The organism is Paenibacillus sp. FSL H8-0175 (assembly GCF_045040615.1).
In the GTDB taxonomy this organism is placed as follows: domain Bacteria; phylum Bacillota; class Bacilli; order Paenibacillales; family Paenibacillaceae; genus Paenibacillus_AQ; species Paenibacillus_AQ odorifer.
Genome location: NZ_CP150299.1, coordinates 3,953,370 through 3,976,336 on the forward strand (window position 1 = coordinate 3,953,370; position 22,967 = coordinate 3,976,336).

Sequence of the window (22,967 nt, forward strand, 5' to 3'; positions counted from 1 at the left end):
TCCATCAGACATGCATCAGCATCCCATTAATAGATATAGAATCCCCGGAAAACAAAGAGACCATTCCTATGAAATGGCCTGAAGATCTGTTTATTATGCTTTTTATCCAAAATATCGATGATAAAAGCTACGGGCAGCGGCAATATCCTTCGTTCCATGGATCAATGCCCGGCCATCTGCGAAGATCACCATCCGGTAAGGACCTTCCTTAAAGGAAATCAGATAAGGATTGCTCTCTACCTCACCGTCTCCTAAACGAGACAGACGACTGGCTGTTTCCTGCAAGTTAAGTTTCTGCGGCCGGGCAGGGCGGATCTGTACGGTATCCCTGCCACAAAGCACATCACTTCGTTCCGTATTTAAGGCTGTTAGATAAGGGTAGATCGGATGAGTCCCACAAGAAGGACAATTCTCCTTTTTAGCACTTTTCACGCCAATTTCTTGATGTTCATTACGCCATACATCGAAAGTCAGCAGTTTATTCCTTAATTGGTCCTTACGGTTACCGAGAAGCTTTAACGCCTCAGCTGTAGCATTTGCAGTAACCAATTGCACGGCCTGGGGAAGAATACCCGCTGTATCACAGGTATCTCCCCCTAGTGGAACTGTACCTAAAAGACAATGAAGACATGGCGTTTCTCCAGGCAAAATCGTATATGTAATTCCATAGCTTCCTACACAAGCTCCATAAATCCAAGGGATATTATTCTTTTGGGCAATATCATTAATGATGAGACGTGTATCGAAATTATCAGTCCCATCCATAATCAGGTCCACCCCTGAGATGAGTCCTTCCAGCTCTTCCTTCCGCACATCCATAACATGCGCTTCTATGACAACCTCAGAATTAATCTGCTGCAGTCTGTTCTGGGCTGCAATGGCTTTTGGAGCTCGCTCCTGCGCATCCATCTCGGTATACAGCTGTTGGCGCTGCAGGTTACTCCACTCTACATAATCGCGGTCAACGATGAGAACATGCCCAACCCCACAGCGGACTAATGTCTCTGCAATCCCTGTACCTAACGCACCCGCACCAACTACAAGCACTTTTGATTTTGCGAGACCCTGCTGTCCTTCAGTACCAAATGGCGTGAAACGTATCTGCCGTGAGTATCGATCTTCTCGCCCAGCGTTATGAAACATGCATTATCTCCTCCCCATATCCAAAAAGCGGAGAACAGCAGGATGTCTGCTATTCTCCGGATTTATGATTATTCTATACTTGTACAGCTGACCACTGCTCAACATCCCAAATTTTCGTAACCCAATCTTCATAAAAATCAGGTTCATGAGATACAAGCAGGACTGTGCCTTTATATTCTTGCAAAGCGCGCTTCAACTCTGCTTTAGCGATAACGTCAAGGTGATTGGTAGGTTCATCGAACAGTACCCAGTTGCTTTCGCGCATCAAAAGCTTACAAAGTCGCACTTTCGCTTGCTCCCCACCACTCAGCATACTAAGCGGACGTGTAATATGTTCATTTTTTAGGCCACAGCGTGCCAGATGTCCACGAACTTCGTTCTGAGTTAAACTGGAGAATTCATTCCAGACATCCTCAATGGGTGTAAGACTAGCTGCTTTCACTTCTTGTTGGAAATATGCAGGGTTCAGATAATCCCCAAGATAGGTTTTGCCGCTGTATGTTGGGATCACTCCCAGAATTGTCTTCAGCAGTGTCGATTTACCCACACCATTGCAGCCAACAATAGCAATCTTCTCTCCACGTTCAATGACCATATTTAGCTGTGGCAGCAGCGGACGATCATAACCGATCTCGAAATCAATTCCCTCGAAGACAGTTTTCCCGCTTGCCCGGCTCTCTTTAAACTTAAAGGTCGGCTTAGCAGCTTCTTCAGGACGATCAATTCGGTCCATACGATCAAGCTGCTTCTCACGGCTTTTTGCCCGGCCTGAAGTTGAAGCACGCGCTTTATTCCGCTGGATGAAGTCCTCTTGTTTTTTGATAAAATCTTGTTGCTTCTCATAGGCATCGATATGCTGGTTTTTGTTCATCTCCGCCATATCGAGGAATTTCTCATAGTTCGCCGTGTAACGGGTCAATTTACCGAACTCTAAGTGATAAACGACATTAACGACTTTATTCATAAACTCAGTGTCATGGGAAATCAATATAAATGCATATGGGTACTGTTTCAAATAGTTGGTCAGCCAATCGATATGCTCAACATCCAAATAGTTGGTAGGCTCATCAAGCAATAGTACATTGGGTTTCTCCAGTAGCAGCTTCGCCAGCAGCACTTTGGTTCTTTGACCACCGCTGAGAGAAGCAACATCACGATCTAGCCCAATCACGGACAGGCCTAAACCATTGGCCATTTCCTCTACTTTTACATCAATCAGATAGAAATCTCCGATATCCAGTTGTTCCTGAATGTCTCCCATCTGCTCCAGTAGTACTTCTAGTTCCTCAGGCGAAGCATCACCCATCTGCTCTGTGATCTTCAGCATTTCCTGCTCCAACTCAAGCAATGGCAAAAAAGCGTCCTTTAGAACATCGCGAATCGTTTTGCCCGGTGTAAGAATCGTATGTTGGTCCAAATAACCGTAACGCACCCGAGGGGTCCACTCTACTTTACCATTATCCTTCAAAAGCTTTCCTGTCAAAATATTCATTAGCGTCGATTTACCAACGCCATTTGCTCCAACAATTCCAACATGTTCTCCTGGTAACAACCGGAAAGACACGTTCTTGAACAATGTCCGATCCCCAAAATTGTGGGAAACGTCTTCTACAGTAAGTAAACTCATAAATTCTCCGCAAGCTCCTGTCTATACTTAAATAATGCGTAAATCAAATCACGTATAAATATATATTTTATCATACTTTAGCGGAACACTGAATTAAATGTTAGTCCCAATAGCCTATCTTAAGAAAAAACCACGGCGTTTTCCAACGTTTCGCTCGCCCTTAATGTCCCCTAACAGCTCAGCAATTACATCTGCCAACTTCCCTTTTTGTAAAAATGGATCTTGCTGACACGGTAGATTATAAACTCTATTTATACCTAAAGAATTTCGCAATACTTCAACAGATTGGTATTCAGCAAGTGGTAACCCCACTCTCCATTCCCGTTCAGGCTGCAGCCCACTCCGTTTAATCCATAATAAAGTTTCCTCCAATCGCCAATCGGCGCCAGAAGCAATCAGAATGGGAATATCGCTATGCTTGATTTCTTCCAGCGCTCCATCAAATCCACCCGTTCCCAGATCTAAGACAACAAATTGATAACCCCCTCTCATAAGCTCTGCTACATTCCCATGGAGAGGTCGCTTCCAGTAATGAACCTTCCTCCAGGAAAATGCAAGCTCAGGGCTCTTAGCAGGAACTGAAGCGCTCTGCGCGTCAAGCATACTGTGCATGCGATCATAAACAGATGAATCTGGAGATAGATCAACCCAAGCTGTTGAACCGATCTGTCCCAAATAACTGCTAATCGCAAATGAAGTATGTGTTGTTCCAAGTCCCGGCCTTACTCCAAGTAAGGCGATCACTATAGCCTTCCGTTTATCAACCGCTAGGGGCACAGACACTGCTAAAGGATTACCTTCATCCATATCATTTTCCACACGAACCAGCGCTTGAATAACAGCTGTTGCCTCCTGATATCTTTCCTCCGGATGAGGCCGTAATAAACGTCTAATTATAGGAATAAAAGCTCCGGGAACATGGTCACGCAACTTATTTTCCATTCCAGACTCCCAGTGGCTGCATAAGCCTCCGGTAGCCATATACAAAAGTAATGCACCAAGACCATATAAATCAGAAACCGGCTGACTCTGCCCATTCCCATACTGCTCAGGAGCCGCAAATCCTACTGTACCAAGCTTCACCGTATCTTCATCGATTCCTTTTCTATAATTTCGAGCGATTCCGAAGTCGATTAACATCAATTCTTTTTGCTTAGTTAACATAAGATTGGAGGGCTTTAAATCACGATAAACAATGGGCGGATGATGACCATGCAAATATTGCAGAACTTCTAAAAGCTGTTTAGCTATTTGTAGGATGAACTCACAAGGTAAAGGTCCGGGATTATCCTTCATCAGCTGACTTAAAGTTATCCCTTCAATATAATCCATAACTAAATAAGAATACCCTTCTTGATCCGAAAGATAGTAATCAACAATACGTGGAAGCCGCGGGTGATCCAGACACATTAGCATCTCCGCTTCAGCTTTAATGTCTGAAGGCATCTCATCTGAGCTTACACTTTCTTTTACAGCCCAACGTTTCCCCTTTAAACGCAGATCCTCCGCAAGATAAACAATACTCATTCCACCTGTTCCAATCTGATCAATAATTCTGTATCTGGCGTCCATTATCTGCCCTACCCCAAGCTTCGATGCAAAATCCACCTGAACTTCCCCCTTTTTCACATAAAAAAAAGAGAAAGCTTCCGCCATTAACGTTGTTACCGCAGATTACGATAACGTTAATAACGGGATGCTTTCCCTTAAGATTTTAAATTAGGATCTAACTTAGTATTTAATCATATAAAGTGTTATTTCGTCACGATTATGAAACAGCTGCTTGGCCCGTTGAATCTGCATACGTTCGCCCTCAAACATTGCGATGATCTCTTTGATCATCGCTAGAGGTTTCTTATGCATCAGCTTTACGGTCACAATCGCTGTTCCGCCTGGGGACAGGCTGTGCAGCAGCCCGGTTACAAGCTTCGCCATCAGCTTAGGACTCCAGCTCATATCACATACAAGCAGATCAAATTCATTATCGCGGAATTTCACTTCTCCGGCATTTTTGCGCAGGATCTTCAGACCCGGGTAATTACGCAGCGATTCATGCATCAAAGCAGGGTCAACCGCTGTTACCTTCATTCCACGTTCCAGCAAGAAAGAAGTCCAGCCCCCTGGAGAGGCACCGATATCAAGCGCATTACGGAAGCTGTAAAAAGGAATACCGAACTCCTTCTCCGCTTCCATCAGCTTGAACTTAGCACGTGAGATTTGTCCGTCTTCCTTGCGGAAACGGATTGCACCGCCATTCCAACCGGATAGATTCTCTTCTGGTCTGGACACTCCTGCATATAAGGCATTCCCGTCTGCGTAGACAGAAATGACCCATGCCGGATCTTGTACTGTAAATTCTGCACCCAAGCTCTGCAATTGCTCCTGCAGCCATTCACGAAGTTCGCCCGGACTTTCCTGCCAGAAGGAAGGATCCCCTTTACGAACATTTAAGGATACTTTCTCCCCCTCTAGTTCACTGCGGCGGCTTAAATAAACAGCCAAACGCTGCAGCGCATCCATGGTTCCTTCATCCTGAAACTGCACAGGCTGTATATGACGAAGGAAAATGGGCAGATTCTGTGTGAGCAATCGTGATACTTCCTCGGGTTCAGACTGCAAGGTGGCTAGAAAGATTTCTCCCGGCAGCAGCAGCGTACTCTTCACTGCGCCGAACAAGCGCCGAAGCTCTTCCTGAGCATATGGCGCAAAGCCGTGATTAGCTGTACAAATATATCGGGAGTACACCATTTCTTCCGGAGCAGTGGTCTGCTCTTCGTTATCATGTCTTAATTCGTTCAAATCGTTTTGCCTCCAGGTCTAATTTTAATCCAGGGACGACCGCTATCCCATTCTACATCAACAGGAATATCATAGGTGGCCAAGATCATTTCTTTGGTTAATACTTCTTCTTTCGGTCCGGAACCAGCTAGCTTACCGTCGCGAATTAAAGCAACATGTGTAAAAAGCGGGACAATTTCTTCCACATGATGAGTTACATATACAACGGAGACATTACGTTGTCTCAGCTTGTCTACTTCAGCCAGCATTTTTTCTCTTTCGTACAGATCAAGACCTGCACAAGGCTCGTCCATAATCAGTAGTTTGGGGTCAGCCATAAGACATCTTGCCAGCATTGCTTTTTTTCGCTCTCCCTGTGACAAGGTTCCAAAAGGATGAAGTGCCATATTGCCCAGATTCATATCCTCTAGCAAGCGGATTGCCTTCTCCTTCACTTCGTGTGGAATGCTCTCGTAGAAACGCAAATAAGCGTAAGCTCCTGTAGCTACAACCTCCCACACCGGATCATTTAAAGACATTTTCTCCATTAAGGAAGGACCAATATAACCAATCTCTTTACGCACCTCGCGTAAATCACATTGACCATATTTATTCCCCAATACCTCAACAGTTCCTTTGCTAGGGAATAAATAACCTGTCATAATCTCCAAAATTGTTGTTTTGCCCGAACCATTTCGTCCCAAAATGACCCAGTTTTCGCCTTCCTTCACTTCTAACGATACATCGTCCAAGATTAGGCTTTCTTCTCTGCGCAGAGATAAATGTTGTAATGAAATGATCATGATATAACACTCCTTATGTATTCCAGAATCCGCTCAACTGAAACCATTGAATAATAAATATGCGGATTCTCTATCCGGTCAGCAGAAGCCACAAGTAGAGCAGGGACACTGGTAATCCGGTATTGTTGGACCAGATTAGGCAACATGTTCACATTTCCGGCAACCATTTGGAGTTCAGCAGGCAATAGATGTGCCGCTACTTCCAACATGCGTTCTGTAGCCTTACAGGTACCACACAGCGGAGTATGCAAAAATACTACCAGCGGTTCTCCAGGTCTCGTGAGTATCTCCAGTAAATCCGCTTCATTCATTTCCTTCATTTCAGATCCGTCTCCCCAGCGATATCATAAAGCTTATCAGAACTTAGGGGACCATTAAACAAGATCATCCCCTCAGGTTTAGCCGCGTATAAGATTTCATACATTTCTTTTCTCCCTAAAACACTGGAGGTGTGTAGATAGATTTCACGGGGGTACAGTCCTTCCAGAACAATCCGTCTGGCCACTTCCCCACCAGAATAATCATCCGGTCCCATATCATAATCTAACGATAAAATACCAACCTCACACTCACGCAGCATCAGAAGACATTCTTCTGTTGTCCTGGCTAAAGCAAATCCAAGCGGACCTTTACGGAGATCGTCCATATAGATATGAATCACTTTCTAGCCCCCGCTTCAAACCAACTGCGAACAGTAGCTATTTCATTCCGATGACTGCCATCTGGACCCTTTTCAGTTTCCAAAACAACAGATTTTTTACGTAATGGATCAGAAGTTATTAAGCGCTTAAGACCCTCTTCGCCGATATAACCTTTTCCTATTCCAGCATGCCGGTCCCGTCTCGAATCAAAGGGAAACTTAGAATCATTTAGATGAACAGCTACAAGATGCGGCCAAAATCCAAGCTGGTTTCCTCGTTCAAGCAAGTCTTCCGTATGCTCAGGATTCCAAATTCCCGCTGCAAAAGCATGACAGGTATCCAGACAAAATCCAATCTTCTCGGGAAACTGGCTAAGCTCACGAACCTTCACCAATTCTTCAAGTGTAATCCCTTCAGTACCATGGTTGCCCGCTTGATTCTCGATTAGCAGCTTGGCGTTACCTTCCCAGGACTCCAGCGTCTCATTCATACATTGTATAATATTTTGATAGCCTTGTAACGGCTCCATTCCAGCAAAATGTCCAAAATGAACAACAATACCTAAGGAACCGCAGGCTTCAGCAATTTCCAGATCATTAAGTAGGGAGTCTACATACACCTTTCGAGGGGTAGCGTCATCCCTATTCGCAGCCATATTGATTGCATAAGGGGTGTGGGCGATAGAGGTGATCCCTTTTTCTTGGCAAAAGAGTGCACAATCCCTTGTATCTCGAATATCAACCGTCTTTAACTTCAGACTGCGCGGATTTTTCGGAAAATATTGAAAACTTGTTGCACCGCTCTCCCAAGCAAATCGGGCAGCTCTCCCATATCCACCACGAATGCTGACATGAGCCCCTATTTTGGGTTTAGGCTTCATGCTGACAGTCTGGGCAATAAAATACTTTGCGTCCAGACAGCTCTGTTTTGATAATCGTTCCCCCATCGCGTAGGCAGGGTTCACCCTCACGGTCATAGACTTTACATTGGTCATTATAAGAACCCGTAACCGTATCACCGGTCTTAAAAGGCATTTCCATGTATCCGCCAATCTCTGTCGCATCAGTCAATACTTTTTGAATGCTTTGATACAGGCGGGAAATGGCTTCCGGTGATAAATTCTGCACTAAAACTGAAGGCAGAAGCCCTGCGTCAAAAGCAATCTCATCCGCATAACAATTTCCAATACCCGCCATTACATGCTGATTCACTAACAGACTTTTTAACGCACCACGCCGCCCTTTTAATATTCCTGCAAAACGTTCCGGCGTCATCCGTCGATCCAGCAGCTCAGGTCCAAGCTTACCCATCGTTGCTTCGCTTTCCTTCACGGATACTAAATGTAAGAACCCTAACCGCAGGCCCATAAAATAAAGGATCTGATCACCAAATGCGATTTCTACTTGCGTATTACGATCCGGCCGTTCTTCTTCTGAACCATAAAAAAGCAATCCACCCAGCATTAAATGCAATAGTAATCTTCGTCCATCATGGAGATGAAACAAAATATACTTGGCGCGCCGCTCTACAAAAACAACACGCGCACCGATCAAGGCATTAATGAAAGCTTCTGTTTCCATGTTAATTGTTTTTTCTCTGTTCACAATTACATTAGTTATCGGAACATTTATAATACGCTGGCTAAGCAGCTGTCTATAATTCTCCATTTCCGGCAATTCTGGCATACTCATCGTCCCCTCTAAGTTGGTGAAGTAAATAAGACCCTAGCTATTATACACCGAGAAACATTTTAAGTTCAGCTAAATCGGCACATATTTCATCGGGAGTGATCCCTGTGATGCTTTTATAGTGCTCCAGATTCTCTGTAGTGGTTAAACCGGTAAGAACAAGGATTGTACGACAGCCCGCATTAACACCCGCAGCGATATCCGTACGCATATTATCCCCAACAACAGCAGCATGTTCAGGTTGAATGTTCAGAAGATCTGTCGCATATTTGATCAGGTGGGATTCAGGTTTACCGATCACTACTGGCTTCACTCCACTTGCAGCCTCAATTGCAGCACCAATCGTACCCGCACCCGGCATAACCCCATCATCTGATGGTAACATTAAATCTGGATTGGTGAGCACAAACTTTGCCCCGCTCAAAATCCAACGCGAAGCTTGAGCTAACGAAGCATAATTAAAAGAACGATCGATACCTTGCACCACATAATCAGGGGATTCTGTGACGATTTGGAGCCCTGCCTCAATGCAAGCCATACGCAGTCCCTCTTCTCCAAGTATCGCCACTGTAGCCCCAGGTGATTCCTCAGCTATGTAACGTGCGGCTGCCATAGAAGAGGTACATACCTCCTCAGCTTTCGCCTCAATTCCCATTCCACTTAAGTGGGCAGCAACGTTAGCTGCCGTACGCGATGAGTTATTAGTAACAAATAAAAAAGGGATATCCGCTTCACGAAGAGCTTTTATCAGCAGATCAGCACCGGGAATCATTTTATGCCCATGGTACAATGTACCATCTAGATCAATCAATAATCCTTCAATTTGTTCCATCACTAACCCCTCAGTTTCCACAATAAATTTAATTAATATAATAAATAAATAATAGTATTAACAAACTTGTAGCCTTTGCCCTGCTTGGATTTACAGAAAAACTCAATCCCTTTAGGTGGAAGATATCACCTACTGATTTTCGGCAATATGTCCAGCCATTCGTTCGTCTTTTACTCCGTGATTACTTTAAATCTAACACACTTCGTCGAATGAAATCGAACAACCGTCCCATCCAGCATTTTTTAGCATAGCACTGTCATTTCCTGCGCTTTCCCGGAAAATAATCATTCCCCCTATTGCCCATTTAGTCTGCGAGGTACCGGATATGCATTAAATTCCTCAGCTAATAATGTCTCTGGGAATAGGAGTTCAGCTTCCTCAAGCAAAGGAATTAACTCTTCATGCGAGCTGTAACGAGAACTGAAATGAGTCAGCAACAGCTGTCCTGCTTTGGCTTCTTTTGCTAACTCTGCAGCCTGACGGGCTGTACTATGATGATATTGATACGCCATGTCAGCCAGATCATGGGCGAAGGTTGCTTCATGAACGATAAGCTCTGCATTAAGAGAGAGTTCTAAGGCTCCCGAACAAGGTCTTGTATCTCCAAGGATAGTAACAATACGTCCTCGTTTGGGTTCCCTGACAACATCAGCAGCACAGATTCGTACACCTTCATCCGTAACAACATCTTCACCTTTTTTTAATTTCCCATAAATCGGTCCCGGTTTTAAACCATAACTCTTAAGCAATTCCGTATTGAGGCTTCCGGGACTATCCTTTTCCGTTACCCGGTAGCCATAGCTGTCAATCCGGTGCTCAAGTAATGCAGCCTCAACTTTAAAGCTATCATCCTCGAATATAATTCCTCCTGTATGCTCAACAATCTCAATCTTATAAGGAATTCGGGATTGGCTCACAGCTAAGGAGATCTCTAAGTAAGCTTTTAATCCAGGGGGTCCGTACACCGTTAACGGCGCTGTCCCTCCCTGATAACCACGACTTGATAATAGACCTGGAAGACCAAATAGGTGATCACCATGCAAGTGGGTAATGAATAGCTTTTCCAGCTTTCCTAGCCGAATCGGTGAACGAAGAACCTGATGTTGTGTACCTTCCCCACAATCGAACATCCAAATACTGCGACGTTCTTCCAGCAGTCTTAATGTAACGGACGTTACATTGCGTTGTAGCGTTGGCACACCTGCATTAGTACCTAAAAAATATAAATCCATTCTTTTTCCTCCCTTCTGCTTATTGGCTCAACCATCTCTTTTCAATTCTAAACGACCTTCTTCCAGCAAAAAACCCCCCAGTTACGGGAGGTTCCGCTGAAAGGGATACAATCCCCTACAGACCAGGTATATAAATGAAAGAATTACAGCTTCTCTACATTAAAATACTGCGCTTCTGGATGGGCAAATACCATAGCCGAAACGGAAGCTTCGGGCTCCATCATAAAGCCTTCTGTAAGGTGAACACCGATATCCTCCGGAGATAACAACTTAAACAGTGGACCTTGATCTTCTAAATCCGGGCATGCAGGATAACCAAATGAAACACGGATTCCTTGGTATCTTGCCCCATGTCTTTGCTTCATCGTCATATCCGCCGGATCCGGGAAACCCCAAGTATCGCGCATCATATGATGGACGCGTTCCGCCAGTCCTTCTGCCACTTCAAGTGCAACCGACTGCAAGGCGTGTGAACGCAGATAATCTCCGCTTTCTTTCAGCTGAGTAGACAATTCACGTACACCGTGACCTGCTGTTACAACTAGGAATCCAACATAGTCCATAATACCACTGTCAACAGGTTTCAAAAAGTCCGCCAAGCACAGATGAGGCTCTACCCCTTGTCTCGGGAAAGTAAAGGTATGCAGGATCTCGGACGTATTCTGTGGATTATACACTATAATATCATTCCCTTGCGATTGTGCAGGGAAGAATTGATACATAGCATGTGGAGTAATGGTACCCTCTAGCATCGCTTGATGGAGAATATCGTCTACGGTACCCTTCAGTTCAACAGTCCGCTGATCTCCAGCAGCTAATTGGGCTTCTACAGAACCCCGTAACCCCAAATGATGACCCAGCAGCATTTGCATATTCACATAGGGGATAATATGCCCCAATGGATAGTTACGCAGTACGTGGCGTTCTAAATCCGGTGGAACAAATACAGGTGCATCTGGAGATATTTTGGAACGCACTGCTCTGGTTAGTTTCGGCAGTTCTTGCTTAGGCGCCACCGCAACCGCTGCTTCTGCCTCCACACGAATTTCCTCGGCAATCTTCTCCCGTTCTTCAGGGTTCATAAGCCGATTGGCAATATCCAGCCCGTCCATAGCGTCCTTAGCATACAATACTAGACCGTCATATTCTGGACGAATACGGGTCTTCGTAAATTTACGGGTCAAAGCTGCGCCGCCAACCATAATCGGAACATCGATCCCTGCTGTACGTAGATCCTGAGCGGTGAGGACCATCTGCTGAGCAGATTTCACAAGCAACCCGGACAATCCTATCGCATCAGCTTTTTCTCGACGGAAGGCTTCGATAATGGTCTCTGGTGGTACTTTTATACCCAAATTAATGATCTGATAACCATTATTGGAGAGGATGATCTCCACTAGATTCTTACCAATATCATGCACGTCCCCTTTTACGGTTGCCAGCATAATTTTTCCTTTAACCGCTGTCTCATCCTTCTGCATAAACTGCTCTAGATGATTGACAGAAGCCTTCATCACTTCAGCGCTTTGCAGCACCTCAGCAACGATCAATTCATTATTATTAAATAACCGGCCGACTTCCGACATCCCTGCCATCAGCGGTCCATTGATGATCTCCAGCGGACCAGATTTAGTCAATGCTTCATTAAGGTCAGGAATGAGTCCTTCCTTCGTACCTTCAACCACATAGGAAGCTAAACGTTCTTCAAGTGACAGGTTGGAAATCTTCTCTTTTTTCTCTACTTTTTTACCACGGAAAGCAGCTACAAAAGCAGAAAGCGTCTCATCATTCGTATTATAAATCAGTTCCTCAGCAAGATGACGTTCTTCAGCAGGAATGGAAGCATACCGCTCCACTTTTTCTGTATTTACGATCGCATAATCCAACCCAGCTTTTGTACATTCATAAAGGAATACGGAGTTCAACACTTCACGTCCCGCTTCCGGCAATCCAAAGGAGACGTTGCTAATGCCCAAGATCGTATGAACACCTGGAAGTGCTTCCTTGATCAAACGAATGCCGTCAATCGTTTCTTTTGCTGAACCGATATATTGTTCATCTCCGGTTCCTACAGGGAACACCAACGTGTCAAAAATAAGATCTTCTCCTGCTAAACCGTACTTATTCACTAGCAAGTCATAGGAGCGTTTAGCCACTTCCAGTTTATCTGTCGCCTTAATGGCTTGTCCCGTCTCATCGATGGTACCCACAACAATAGCTGCACCATATTTATGAATGATCGGCGTCACCAGCTCGAATTTTTCTTCACCATCTTCAAGGTTAATGGAGTTAATTATCGCCTTACCTTGACAGTACTGCAAAGCCAAATCGATAACCTTAGGATCGGTAGTATCGATCATCAGGGGTACTTTAACCTTTTTCACAACCAGTTCTAAGAAAAGCTTAATATCTTCAATCTCATCACGGTCAGGGTCTTGTACACACACGTCAATAACCTGTGCCCCACTCTTCACCTGAGCACGGGCAATTTCTGAGGCTTCCTCATATTTACCTTCGACGATAAGACGTTTAAATTTACGAGAGCCAAGTACATTCGTACGTTCACCAACCATGTATGGACGGTTGTCGTTCTCAATATAGATAGGCTCGATGCCTGAAAGTGCAGGCGGATGATTACCTGTCAGCGGGCGTGGAGGATATTCAGAAAGTGCTTCCTTCATCGCACGGATATGCTCTGGTGTCGTTCCACAGCACCCCCCCGCAATGTTCAGCCAGCCTTTTTCGGCAAAGGCTGCAATCTTGCGAGCTAAAGAATCTGGAGATTCATGATAATGTCCGTTCTCATCCGGCAATCCTGCGTTTGGATAACAGCTCACGGCTGCGGAGGAGATCTCCGAAAGCGAACGAATGTGATCCCGCATGAACTCAGGACCAGTCGCACAGTTGAGGCCCATAGAGATAGGCTTCAGATGTTCTAATGAGATATAAAATGCTTCAATATTCTGACCCGCCAATGTAGTACCCATTGGTTCAATTGTTCCGGAAATCATAACCGGCAACGTGATGCCAGTCTTTTCAAAAGCATTACGAATACCAATACTTCCAGCTTTAACGTTAAGTGTATCTTGAGAGGTCTCCAGCAGCAAAACATCTACTTTACCGTCGATCAATGCCACTGCTTGTTCCTCATAGCTATCAACTAACTCTTGGAAAGTAACGCCTCCAGTTACTGAGAGCGTTTTTGTTGTTGGACCCATAGCCCCCACGACGTATCGCGGACGGTCAGGTGTGTCATATTTGTCTACTGCTCTGCGAGCCAACTCTGCTGCCGCTAGATTGATCTCACGTGCCCGCTGAGGAATATCATATTCAGCTAGCACAACAGAGGTTGCACCAAATGTGTTAGTCTCAATGAGATCAGCCCCTGCTTCGAGGTACTGCTCATGAATCGTCTGAATGACTTCTGGACGTGTTAATACCAGCATTTCATTACAGCCGTCCAGCTCATCGCCTCCAAAATCTTCTCCAGTAAGAGGCACCTGTTGGATCATCGTGCCCATTGCGCCATCAAGGATCAAAATCCTTTGTTGTAAGCTTTCCTCAAGTGTATATTTAGCCAACTAATAGTCCCCCCAGTAAAACATTAGAGTAAGTTTAGCAGAATAAAGGGATTTCGAAAAGCCTTCCTTTCCACTCTGCTTTATCTGTTATTGCTCAGTAACCTTTGCGAACCTTTGAATCATGGTTTCACAGACAGCTCTTTGCTAGGCATAGAGTGCTGTGTCCGGGCTGTCACATGTGAAGTGACATTATATTGTCCTTCCTTTTCAAGGGTCCCTTCTGCTTGATAGACTCCTTTACCAATTAGCTTTCCCTTAAGCTCTATTTTCTGTCCCTCATCATTTTTATTCACAATTTCGAACAGAACCTCTTTTGCATCATCTACTGCCTCGTTATCTTGGGTCACCACAGCTTCAAAGGTTACCTTTTGATTTACAACAACTTCTTCAGGACTCCATTGTAGTTCGACTTTGATAGGTTCCATAGACATGTTCATATTCATGTTATGTATTTCTGAATGCTTGGTTCCATTTGAAGAACATCCACCTAGTACTAGAAGTGTTGCACCTAATAATACAGCGACTAATTTCTTCGATCTCATCATTTGGAGCCCTCCCAATCATTATCGAATAATAAAAATCTACCAATTCATGTTATACATCTCCATCTATTATACACATTATTATTGGTTTTTCAGTATTTTGCATCAATTCCGCATTAGTCTTGTGACTTAAATCATTTACTTAAAAATCTAATGAAATCCTTATGTTAGTATGTATGTACAGAAAAGCAGCGAGTTTCTTAGGATCTCAGAAACTCGCTGCTTTTATAAAGTCTTTATATTGGAGCTAATAGCTCTGTATATCTTACAAGGATTGAACTAGTGGAAGAAGTTCCTCAAGGTGATTGATTTCATGATCCGGATGAATATCAAGACTAGGTGCTCTACCTTTTCTATTAATCCAGACCGTGGTCAACCCTGCTGCCAGCCCCCCACGGATATCCGTTGTCAGCTTATCGCCGACCATAACCGCTTGCTCAGGCGTTACATCAAGAAGCTCTAAAGCATGCAGGAAAATTTCCTTATCCGGTTTGCCTTTACCAAAGCTTCCGGAAATCACAATATGATCAAAGAAAGGAATTAACTCGGGCACACCATCTAGTTTCTCTTGTTGCAGTGCAGGACAGCCGTTCGTAAGTAGCAGAAGCTTCACTTGACCCCGTAACTGCTCCAGTACATGCATTGTTTCTTCATAGATGTATGGACGTTTTCTGCGCTCTGCTGCGAATTTAGTTGCCAAGGTCTCAGCTAGTGCTTCGTCTTCCACCCCTAACGCTGCAAGTCCGCGACGCCAAGACTCTTTACGATATACCGGTGCAAGCTGCTCCAATTGACGGAATTCTGGCTGTTCACCTGCCGTAAAGTTAGCCCAGAGTGCTTCATATGGATTAATTCCGATCATCTTTGTAAATGGGAACGTCTCATAAGATTCATATAAGCTACTTGCTTCCTTACGAACTGCAACTTCTAGTTCTTGTGGATCGATCGTATCCCCGGCGGCTTCACAAGCAGAACGAAATGCTTCTTCGACGCTCCGATCATCCCACAGCAATGTATCATCAAGGTCAAATAGTACAGCAGAAATTGGCATTACAGGTCTCCCTCTCCCTTTAACTGGTCTAGTTCTATTCGTGAACTACTTCAATGTTGTGAGCTTTAGCAAATGCTTCTAATCGTGTACTCATCGCATTAGTATCATAGCGATTCATAAGTTTTGTGAAAATCCATTTCGTACGTTTCCCTTTATGCTTAATGACTACAGCTCCACGCGAAAGGGTGATTTTCTCAATATCTGCAGCTGGAAGTCCGCGTTCGCGATTGAATTTAATAGTGGACAGTCTTGCTTTTTCCACCTTCAAGTACGGACGACGGAAGAACAATAGCGCTGCCAGCAAATAGTACAGTACTACTCCCAGCCAATTAGCCAGCATGCCATTACCTTTGGCCTGATCAATAGAACCAACTACCCAAAACATAGTGCCAAGTATCACTAACACTACCGGAAATGCAATGTTGCGACCTTTAAAGACTTCGGCATTCTGGGTAGGAGATTTAGAGGCATAAATCGTATCCTTGCCTTGCTTCTTTCTTTGCTTGTTGATTTGCTGTGTGTTGCGTTGAACCATTCTTTCCCAAGAACGGGCCATGTGCGTTCCCCCTAGTCATCCTGAAATATCTATGAAAAGGAACAGCGAGCTAATGTTTAAGCCCCTTGTTACCTTGTTCATGCTCATCGTTATCTACCACTTCAATAGTATTTAATTGTGCTCGGAAGTTATTGCGGATATTCCCCAGGTAAATTTCACGAAGCTTGGCGCGTTCCGCCACTTCCTCTTGATTAAGGCCTACGCTCTTCTGTTTGCGTGCCAATTCGTTAATTCGCGCGACCAACTCATCAATATTCAATACTTTCCCTCCCCCTATAAATTAATTCTAACTCTGCCATGAGAAAAAGAGCTTGTCAAGGTCTACTCCCTGCAAGCTCTACTGGTCATTCTATTATGTTCTCAGAAAATTAATAAATAGGTAAAGTAAGTATGTCTCCAGCGTTAATTTGACTACTCTTAATCCCACTTGAACGTTTAATTCCTTCTATATAAACAACTGTCTTCATATCAGCTGGTTTATTCTTAAGGGCAATACTCCATAGTGTATCTCCACGTTCAACCACAATCCGCTTCTCTTCCTTCATTATAGTCGTCGATCCTGCAAATACATTTCCCACTACTGTTAGGCCAGATAATACTAGCACGAAAATCAATATTAACTTAATAAAGAAATCTTGACGGAACAACGAAATCATCCCTCCAAGCAAACGTTCCGTTATCTCTTTCACCTTAGCGGAATTACGGGCAACGTCATTATGTCCTATAGATTCAACCACTGGGGCCTTATCGTAGATGCTGCGGTATGTACTGTATTTTAGCATAATCATCATCCTCCAAACACTTGTTCTTACTTTCGAATTTATAATAACACGAACATGTGTTTTGTTCAATACTATTTCAGAACAATTGTTCTCTTTTTTTCGAGAGACTCAAGCGGTTCATTTTATTATCATTTGTCTACCATTTTTTAACTCTAGCAGATTAATATTTATAATAGTTAGAACTTATGTTTGTGCGAACGGTAGTTCTATGTTATAATTTTCCCAAACATTACTATATGGGGTTGATTCCAATGTCAAAGATTTCAAGTCGCCAGCTGGCGATCCTGGAATTTATACGAAGCGAAGTCCGCAGCAAGGGTTATCCACCTTCCGTCCGGGAAATTGGAGAAGCTGTTGGCCTTGCTTCCAGCTCCACAGTTCACGGTCATTTGGACCGGCTTGAGAAGAAGGGACTTATTCGTCGAGATCCAACGAAGCCACGTGCAATAGAATTACTAGGCCAAGAGGATTCAGAGAATGTTCACCAATTCGCGCAGACCATCTCACGGATTCCTGTCGTAGGTAAAGTTACCGCCGGGGTACCTATCACTGCTACAGAGAATATCGAAGACTACTTCCCACTTCCTACTCACTATGTAGGTGACAACAAAGTATTTATGCTGTCTGTCATGGGTGATAGTATGGTGGACGCAGGCATTATGAATGGTGACTATGTGATTGTTCGCCAACAACAAACAGCGGACAACGGAGATATCGTTGTAGCCATGACCGAAGAAGATGAAGCAACCGTTAAGACCTTTTACAAGGAACGTGATCATATACGGCTTCAGCCGGAGAATCCAGCTTATGAGCCGCTTCGCCTTAATCGCGTAACTATTCTCGGAAGAGTCATCGGATTGTTTCGAGATATCCACTAAGTATGCACTTCTAACATAAAAGGCTGGTCCGCATATGCGGAACAGCCTTTTTTCTACGTTTTTTTGCTTTTCCAACCACTTACGAACATTTGTTCCCAATGGCTAAAATGGCCATTTTCTATGAATAACCCTTTAGGCGTTCTGCTCATATCCTAATTAGAAAGGAGTGTTGCGTATAATGCCCAACTACCGAATTATTGTAGATCTGACCCAACGAATGTTATATCTTCTGGACAATGATATTGTGATTAGAGGTTTCCCTGTCGGCATCGGTAAGATGTTAACCCAATCCCCAGTGGGTGAATTCACTATTATTAACAAACAACCCGACCCAGGGGGTCCCTTCGGTGTGTTTTGGATGGGACTGTCTAAACCACACTACGGAATTCATGGAAACAATGACCCTTCCTCCATTGGGAAAGAGGTGTCCCACGGCTGCATCCGGATGTACAACGAGGATGTGTTAGCACTCGCTGCTATTGTCCCTATAGGCACACGAGTAACGATAAGAAATTAAATTCGAATGGAGGCTCGGCAACCCCCAAATCACATTAAAAAATGGGGGTCATTACATAAGTAAGTATTTTTTCATTAGCATACTAGGAGTTTGGTGATTATATGTCGAATATTGTTAACAGGATTGCAAATTGAAAAGGATGTGTTTAGTTTGAATAATTCAAAAATTAGAACCCTCGTCGATTTTAAAGTCGATGCACTGGGTAAGCTGTCCGGTTTACTTTTAAATGATGAACAAGCTAGTGGAAAAAAAGTGAATTTGCTCACCTCTTTTGGCAGCATTCAGGGAATCGTCTCTCCAACCGTCTCCAACAAAGAGGATGTATTTGATTTAAAATCTTTGATGGATGATGTAATTGTAGACGAATACATATCTTATTTGGGAGCAGAACACCCTGATAAAAATTTCAGCTATAACTTTGTTGTCCTCAATGACGTTACTGTAAGACCTTATGCTAGTTATGGGACTCCGATCGAATACAAACAGCTGATTGTTTATACCGATCATATCACTGCCTTCAATTTTCTATAGGTTTACATAATCACCTTAAAAAGCACTCTTGCAGCAACCCCAAATTTTGCATCATTTGCAGAATCGGAAGGTTTCTCTGGGTGCTTTTTTTGGGTTAATCGTGAAGTCGATCCTATAATTCCACGAATTTCCCTTTTAAAAGATACTAGTGGAGATCATTCAGGCATATCTTTCAATAAGCAACAATTTGAGTCTAATGAGATAACTAGGAGGTGTGATTATATGCTGATTATCTTGATGTACTTATTTGCTATTTTAGGAGTTGTTTTAATTCTAAGTGCCGCCATTATAAAATTGAAAACGCTATCTGCTTCATCTGAAATTTCTAAGCTAGTTAATGCGACCTCATCTTTTAACATCAGCTTCACCAAAACATTCATTCCCCCCAATCAATCTCACTTGATCGCACTTAACGAGCCTAATAAAAAATTAGCAATTGGCACCAAAAATCCGAAGAGTAACAAAAAAGCAGTAGCAAAGCTATACTCATTTGATAATGTAATGGGATCCGAGATTGTGGTTAACGCACTTACCCTTTCAAAAGTATCCAAAAGACATCAAAACAGCAAAACTACTGCAACAAGTGCAGATATTAATGTCCTTAAGGACACCGATGAAGAAGCTAATGTGATAGAAGAGCTTACGCTTAAAATATATATGAACAGCAAAGAAACGCCTGTGTATTGTATCTCCTTCTTGCCGGGTTTATTGCCTATTCAACAATCCGACAACCAGTACAAGGAAGCTTACTCCCAAGTACAACAATTGCATGCACTGTTCAGGTCAATCGTATCTGAATAATTAAGTTGTTTTTTGCGCAATAAGATGTGTGAATTATTTTTCGCAAAAGCCTTTGATGTAGACACCATATCGCCATACCCTCATTTGTTTTCGACATAGAAAAATCTAAAATTGCACACTAAACCCATCAAACTGGTGAATGCCCGTACCATGTGCTACTACCTTTTGCTCACGTAACTCACGAACCGCCTTTTTGACCTCTTGTAAAATAGATGGATCTAAACCCAGTGTATTATGAGAACCGAATACTTGGGTAACTCCTGGAATTTCCGTAATCTTTTCTAAGGATGCCACTAAATCAACCGGACTAGTCGAAGGGTAAAAGGCATAGATTGGCGTAACGTCATACAATAAATCACCTGTAAACAGATATCCGTTGGCATGATCAAAAAGGCTGATATGACCTGGCGAATGACCTGGTGTATGGTATATTTCTATTTTACGCCCGCCTATGTCGAGCACATCCCCTTCTTGTAAAAGAGCTGTTGGCTTCCCTTGAAAAGGTATGTAGGTGTTAGGATCAAAGGTTTCAGGAACAGGAAGGGTGATGTCCCGGCTCATATCTTTTCGAATCTGGGCAAGGGACAAGCCTTTTATTCCGTTAATCAGCCAATCCTCATCCGCTTTATGAACATAGATTGTCTCGAATTGCCCATGACTGCCAATATGATCTGCATGCACATGCGTAGTTATGACAGCGATAGGTAAATCCGTTAACTGATCCGTTATTCTTTTTATATTATCAATACCTAATCCCGTATCAATTAACGCGGCTTGTTTTTGCCCCAAGAGTAAAAAAGAATGCACCTTTTCCCAATGTCCATATTCACTGATTGCATAGGTGGTCGGATCAATTTCCGTTACTGTAAACCAACGATCTTTACTCAATTACGCTCCCCCATTCCATTTTCCCCTTACATGCTCTTCTCCCTTACAATAATCCGCCTGTTCATCTGCTTGATAGATTTCTTGATAGGGCAAAATGTTGATTTTGCCTGAGTCTGGATATTCGCAAACATCTATTCCCTGATTCGTTCGGAGATCCAGATACCTGCATGGTGCATCGGAATGATTATAAAGCTGGTGCGCCCCTTCCGGTCCCATTTCAAAAAATATTACATCCCCTTCAGTAACCTCCGTAAAACCCTCGGGTGTTCTTAACATCGCTTTTCCCGTTAAAATCACAAATATTTCTTCAGCATTTCTATGAAAATGATAAGGAAAAGAATATTTATCAGGATCTAAAGATCTGATATCAAAAACTAAATGCTTGGAGCCCACCATTTCAGCTAACCTTTCACTCGTATGCCAAGCAAACTCTGGGATCGGGGACTGTTTTTGTGTAAAAGAGACCGTATTTTCATTAAAAATCTTCACCATCTGCAACACTCCTCCTTATGTTGTGCGTTCATTTACAACAAATAAAGAATCCCAGCTACAGCTAATGAAATAAGACCACCTAAAGCGGACCAATTCGCTACTTTTTTTTTAGCTTTACGGTCTTGCTTAGATTCCGAATAAAAGTTACCTCTTTGTTGTGTACCTGTCGTGAAGGCTCCAACACATATACCTGAAATTATAAAGAAGCCCAATCCTATGTAAATAAAAATTTGCATGAACTTACTCCTTCCCAGGAAAGAATTAGTTATCTATATATAAGATATTTTAACATTAAATCCCTCTACTACGTGCCCTGACTTTCGGACCCAGATGACGCTATTTGCTAATTTTCAGCCTTTGGAGCATGGTTTCGGACTCCAGTGACGTTATTCCTAAAAAAGAAGCTCATATTAGGTCTTTTTATTGCCAATTGCGACTATGGAGTCCTTTATTATCCCAAATGTAGGGTAAAGCTTCGTATAAGGTCTGCTGGATCCTATAGCAGGCTCATACGCGAAATTTGCAACCTCAGCAAACGAAAATTGGCGTTCGAATGAAGTAAGGTACCAAAAAGAAGAAGAAGTGTGCCAACAACCATTTTTTTGATTATGGTTATGGCACACCCCTTCTACTCCGCACAACTCCTTCGGCTCTGATCACACTTAATTCCTTTCAAGTTCAAGTGTTGCCAGTGAAACCATCACCCAAGGTGCAAACTTATTCGACGAATCCCCCTTAGGATTGTGTATCCGAAAAAGAAAAGCTTCCCCCGCCTGATTCTTCCAGACCATATAATCTTCTATCCCTTTATCACCGGTTGCCTGCAGATATAGTTCAGCAAAACCTAGAGGATGTTCAATTAGTTCCCCGCTATGGTCGTTGGCTTTGCCAATTGCAGAAAGCTCGGTTTGTCCCTGCTGCTTCAAAGCTGTGAGATCGTAATCGGCAGGTAAGTGTTTAATTTCGGCATAATAGGTTGGATCCTCAGTTAATGATAAACGACCAGACTGTGAGTCTAGTGTGAAACCCTGAAAAACATACAGGGAATATCCATCACCTTTCCCAAGTGTACCTTCTTGCCCTGAGACCCCTCCCTCCTGTTCACCAAATGCTTTGGTCTTTGGCCGATCGGATGTTAGAGGATCAGTGGCCTCCGGACTGGCGGACTCCTGCGCCTCCATAGAAGGAGTAGCAGAAGGTTCAGGAGTGCTTGTAGCTTCAACAACTGGCATTGTCGCTGCACTTGACGCTGTAGGTTTTGCCTCGTCTGTTGTTTTATTGTTACTACATGCACCGAGAATTGAGGAAGACAGAAGAATACTAGTAACTGTAGTTAATAATATTTTTTTCATTACGCACCTCCTTATTACTATATTAGTTATTACCCACATGAGTGACGTGTCCTCTTATTCTTCAAACCTTTTCTCAATTTTATTGCTACGGATTGAAAAATTTCAAACAATCGACTCGTTCTTATTTACAGCTATGGAGTTGTGCTCGAAATTCAAATTGTTCCCGGACGATTCGGGCACCAACTATCTTAATTAATGCCACCAGATTCCATAAAGTGACCCATGAGATCTTAGTTCTTCTCGGTTTTTTAA

25 protein-coding genes are annotated in these 22,967 nt (G+C 43.3%); 4 read left to right on the plus strand and 21 right to left on the minus strand.

Translation table 11 applies throughout. From position 1 onward, the window contains the following. Positions 1-102 precede the first annotated feature (102 nt). The 17 genes from MHH46_RS17590 to MHH46_RS17670 all read right to left on the minus strand — a co-directional run bounded on the left by MHH46_RS17590 (position 103) and on the right by MHH46_RS17670 (position 17,256). Positions 103-1,143, minus strand: coding sequence for a ThiF family adenylyltransferase (locus MHH46_RS17590; protein ID WP_076128429.1), 1,041 nt, complete (start codon positions 1,141-1,143; stop codon positions 103-105). A 73-nt stretch (positions 1,144-1,216) separates the two neighbouring features. Further along, entirely contained in the window at positions 1,217-2,770 is a 1,554-nt protein-coding gene (locus tag MHH46_RS17595) for an ABC-F family ATP-binding cassette domain-containing protein (RefSeq protein ID WP_036687697.1), read from the minus strand. A gap of 114 nt (positions 2,771-2,884) precedes the next feature. After that, a complete protein-coding gene (locus MHH46_RS17600) occupies positions 2,885-4,378 on the minus strand; it encodes a serine/threonine-protein kinase (protein ID WP_175618920.1) in 1,494 nt (497 codons plus the stop codon). A gap of 123 nt (positions 4,379-4,501) precedes the next feature. Then, positions 4,502-5,518: an SAM-dependent methyltransferase gene (locus MHH46_RS17605; protein WP_076128443.1), complete on the minus strand. Its 1,017-nt coding sequence runs from the start codon at positions 5,516-5,518 to the stop codon at positions 4,502-4,504. A 47-nt stretch (positions 5,519-5,565) separates the two neighbouring features. After that, positions 5,566-6,351: an ABC transporter ATP-binding protein gene (locus tag MHH46_RS17610; protein ID WP_282579836.1), complete on the minus strand. Its 786-nt coding sequence runs from the start codon at positions 6,349-6,351 to the stop codon at positions 5,566-5,568. Next, positions 6,348-6,671, minus strand: coding sequence for a co-chaperone YbbN (locus MHH46_RS17615; protein WP_076128425.1), 324 nt, complete (start codon positions 6,669-6,671; stop codon positions 6,348-6,350). The genes MHH46_RS17610 and MHH46_RS17615 overlap by 4 nt, the downstream gene beginning before the upstream one ends. Then, a complete protein-coding gene (locus MHH46_RS17620; protein ID WP_076128423.1) occupies positions 6,668-7,012 on the minus strand; it encodes a cyclic-phosphate processing receiver domain-containing protein in 345 nt (114 codons plus the stop codon). Before MHH46_RS17620 ends, MHH46_RS17615 begins: the two co-directional genes overlap by 4 nt. After that, positions 7,009-7,872, minus strand: coding sequence for a deoxyribonuclease IV (locus tag MHH46_RS17625; RefSeq protein WP_076128421.1), 864 nt, complete (start codon positions 7,870-7,872; stop codon positions 7,009-7,011). Before MHH46_RS17625 ends, MHH46_RS17620 begins: the two co-directional genes overlap by 4 nt. Continuing rightward, the gene (locus MHH46_RS17630) at positions 7,862-8,677 is read right to left on the minus strand and encodes an Fpg/Nei family DNA glycosylase (protein ID WP_076128419.1); all 816 of its coding nucleotides are present in this window, start codon (positions 8,675-8,677) and stop codon (positions 7,862-7,864) included. The genes MHH46_RS17625 and MHH46_RS17630 overlap by 11 nt, the downstream gene beginning before the upstream one ends. 46 nt (positions 8,678-8,723) lie before the next feature. Next, positions 8,724-9,512: a TIGR01457 family HAD-type hydrolase gene (locus MHH46_RS17635; protein ID WP_076128417.1), complete on the minus strand. Its 789-nt coding sequence runs from the start codon at positions 9,510-9,512 to the stop codon at positions 8,724-8,726. A 293-nt stretch (positions 9,513-9,805) separates the two neighbouring features. Next, positions 9,806-10,744, minus strand: a complete 939-nt coding sequence (gene rnz, locus MHH46_RS17640) for a ribonuclease Z (RefSeq protein WP_076190188.1) — start codon at positions 10,742-10,744, stop codon at positions 9,806-9,808. Positions 10,745-10,887: 143 nt separating this feature from the next. Further along, positions 10,888-14,265: a methionine synthase gene (metH, locus tag MHH46_RS17645; protein ID WP_370511261.1), complete on the minus strand. Its 3,378-nt coding sequence runs from the start codon at positions 14,263-14,265 to the stop codon at positions 10,888-10,890. 179 nt (positions 14,266-14,444) lie between these two features. Continuing rightward, positions 14,445-14,870, minus strand: a complete 426-nt coding sequence (locus MHH46_RS17650; RefSeq protein WP_038571571.1) for a FixH family protein — start codon at positions 14,868-14,870, stop codon at positions 14,445-14,447. A gap of 262 nt (positions 14,871-15,132) precedes the next feature. Then, positions 15,133-15,918 carry an HAD family hydrolase gene (locus MHH46_RS17655; RefSeq protein ID WP_036687714.1) on the minus strand — a complete coding sequence of 262 codons (786 nt, stop codon included), beginning with the start codon at positions 15,916-15,918 and terminating at the stop codon, positions 15,133-15,135. 34 nt (positions 15,919-15,952) lie between these two features. Beyond that, the gene (locus tag MHH46_RS17660; RefSeq protein WP_076128411.1) at positions 15,953-16,474 is read right to left on the minus strand and encodes a hypothetical protein; all 522 of its coding nucleotides are present in this window, start codon (positions 16,472-16,474) and stop codon (positions 15,953-15,955) included. 49 nt (positions 16,475-16,523) lie between these two features. Then, complete coding sequence (locus MHH46_RS17665; RefSeq protein WP_036687717.1) at positions 16,524-16,733, minus strand: DUF896 domain-containing protein; 210 nt, start codon at positions 16,731-16,733, stop codon at positions 16,524-16,526. Positions 16,734-16,842: 109 nt separating this feature from the next. After that, the gene (locus MHH46_RS17670) at positions 16,843-17,256 is read right to left on the minus strand and encodes a LysM peptidoglycan-binding domain-containing protein (RefSeq protein ID WP_076128409.1); all 414 of its coding nucleotides are present in this window, start codon (positions 17,254-17,256) and stop codon (positions 16,843-16,845) included. A 251-nt stretch (positions 17,257-17,507) separates the two neighbouring features. Here MHH46_RS17670 and lexA point away from each other — a divergent pair, with 251 nt between their 5' ends. From lexA to MHH46_RS17690, 4 genes are all read left to right on the plus strand, one after another. Next, positions 17,508-18,134, plus strand: coding sequence for a transcriptional repressor LexA (lexA, locus tag MHH46_RS17675; protein WP_036687720.1), 627 nt, complete (start codon positions 17,508-17,510; stop codon positions 18,132-18,134). Between the two features lie 178 nt (positions 18,135-18,312). Continuing rightward, on the plus strand, positions 18,313-18,651 hold the full coding sequence (locus tag MHH46_RS17680) for a L,D-transpeptidase (protein WP_076128407.1): 339 nt from the start codon (positions 18,313-18,315) through the stop codon (positions 18,649-18,651). 150 nt (positions 18,652-18,801) lie between these two features. After that, positions 18,802-19,182 (plus strand): hypothetical protein, encoded by a 381-nt coding sequence (locus MHH46_RS17685; protein WP_139329870.1) that lies wholly within the window; start codon positions 18,802-18,804, stop codon positions 19,180-19,182. A gap of 222 nt (positions 19,183-19,404) precedes the next feature. Further along, a complete protein-coding gene (locus tag MHH46_RS17690) occupies positions 19,405-19,983 on the plus strand; it encodes a hypothetical protein (RefSeq protein WP_076128403.1) in 579 nt (192 codons plus the stop codon). A 105-nt stretch (positions 19,984-20,088) separates the two neighbouring features. Here the strand turns inward: MHH46_RS17690 and MHH46_RS17695 are convergent, their stop codons facing one another. The 4 genes from MHH46_RS17695 to MHH46_RS17710 form a co-directional block, all read right to left on the minus strand. Beyond that, positions 20,089-20,871 carry an MBL fold metallo-hydrolase gene (locus MHH46_RS17695; RefSeq protein WP_076128401.1) on the minus strand — a complete coding sequence of 261 codons (783 nt, stop codon included), beginning with the start codon at positions 20,869-20,871 and terminating at the stop codon, positions 20,089-20,091. Next, a complete protein-coding gene (locus tag MHH46_RS17700) occupies positions 20,872-21,363 on the minus strand; it encodes a cupin domain-containing protein (RefSeq protein WP_076128399.1) in 492 nt (163 codons plus the stop codon). It abuts the gene before it with no gap. 32 nt (positions 21,364-21,395) lie between these two features. Further along, positions 21,396-21,599: a DUF5316 domain-containing protein gene (locus MHH46_RS17705; protein ID WP_076190187.1), complete on the minus strand. Its 204-nt coding sequence runs from the start codon at positions 21,597-21,599 to the stop codon at positions 21,396-21,398. Positions 21,600-22,025: 426 nt separating this feature from the next. Beyond that, a complete protein-coding gene (locus MHH46_RS17710; protein WP_076128397.1) occupies positions 22,026-22,715 on the minus strand; it encodes a hypothetical protein in 690 nt (229 codons plus the stop codon). Positions 22,716-22,967 lie beyond the last annotated feature (252 nt).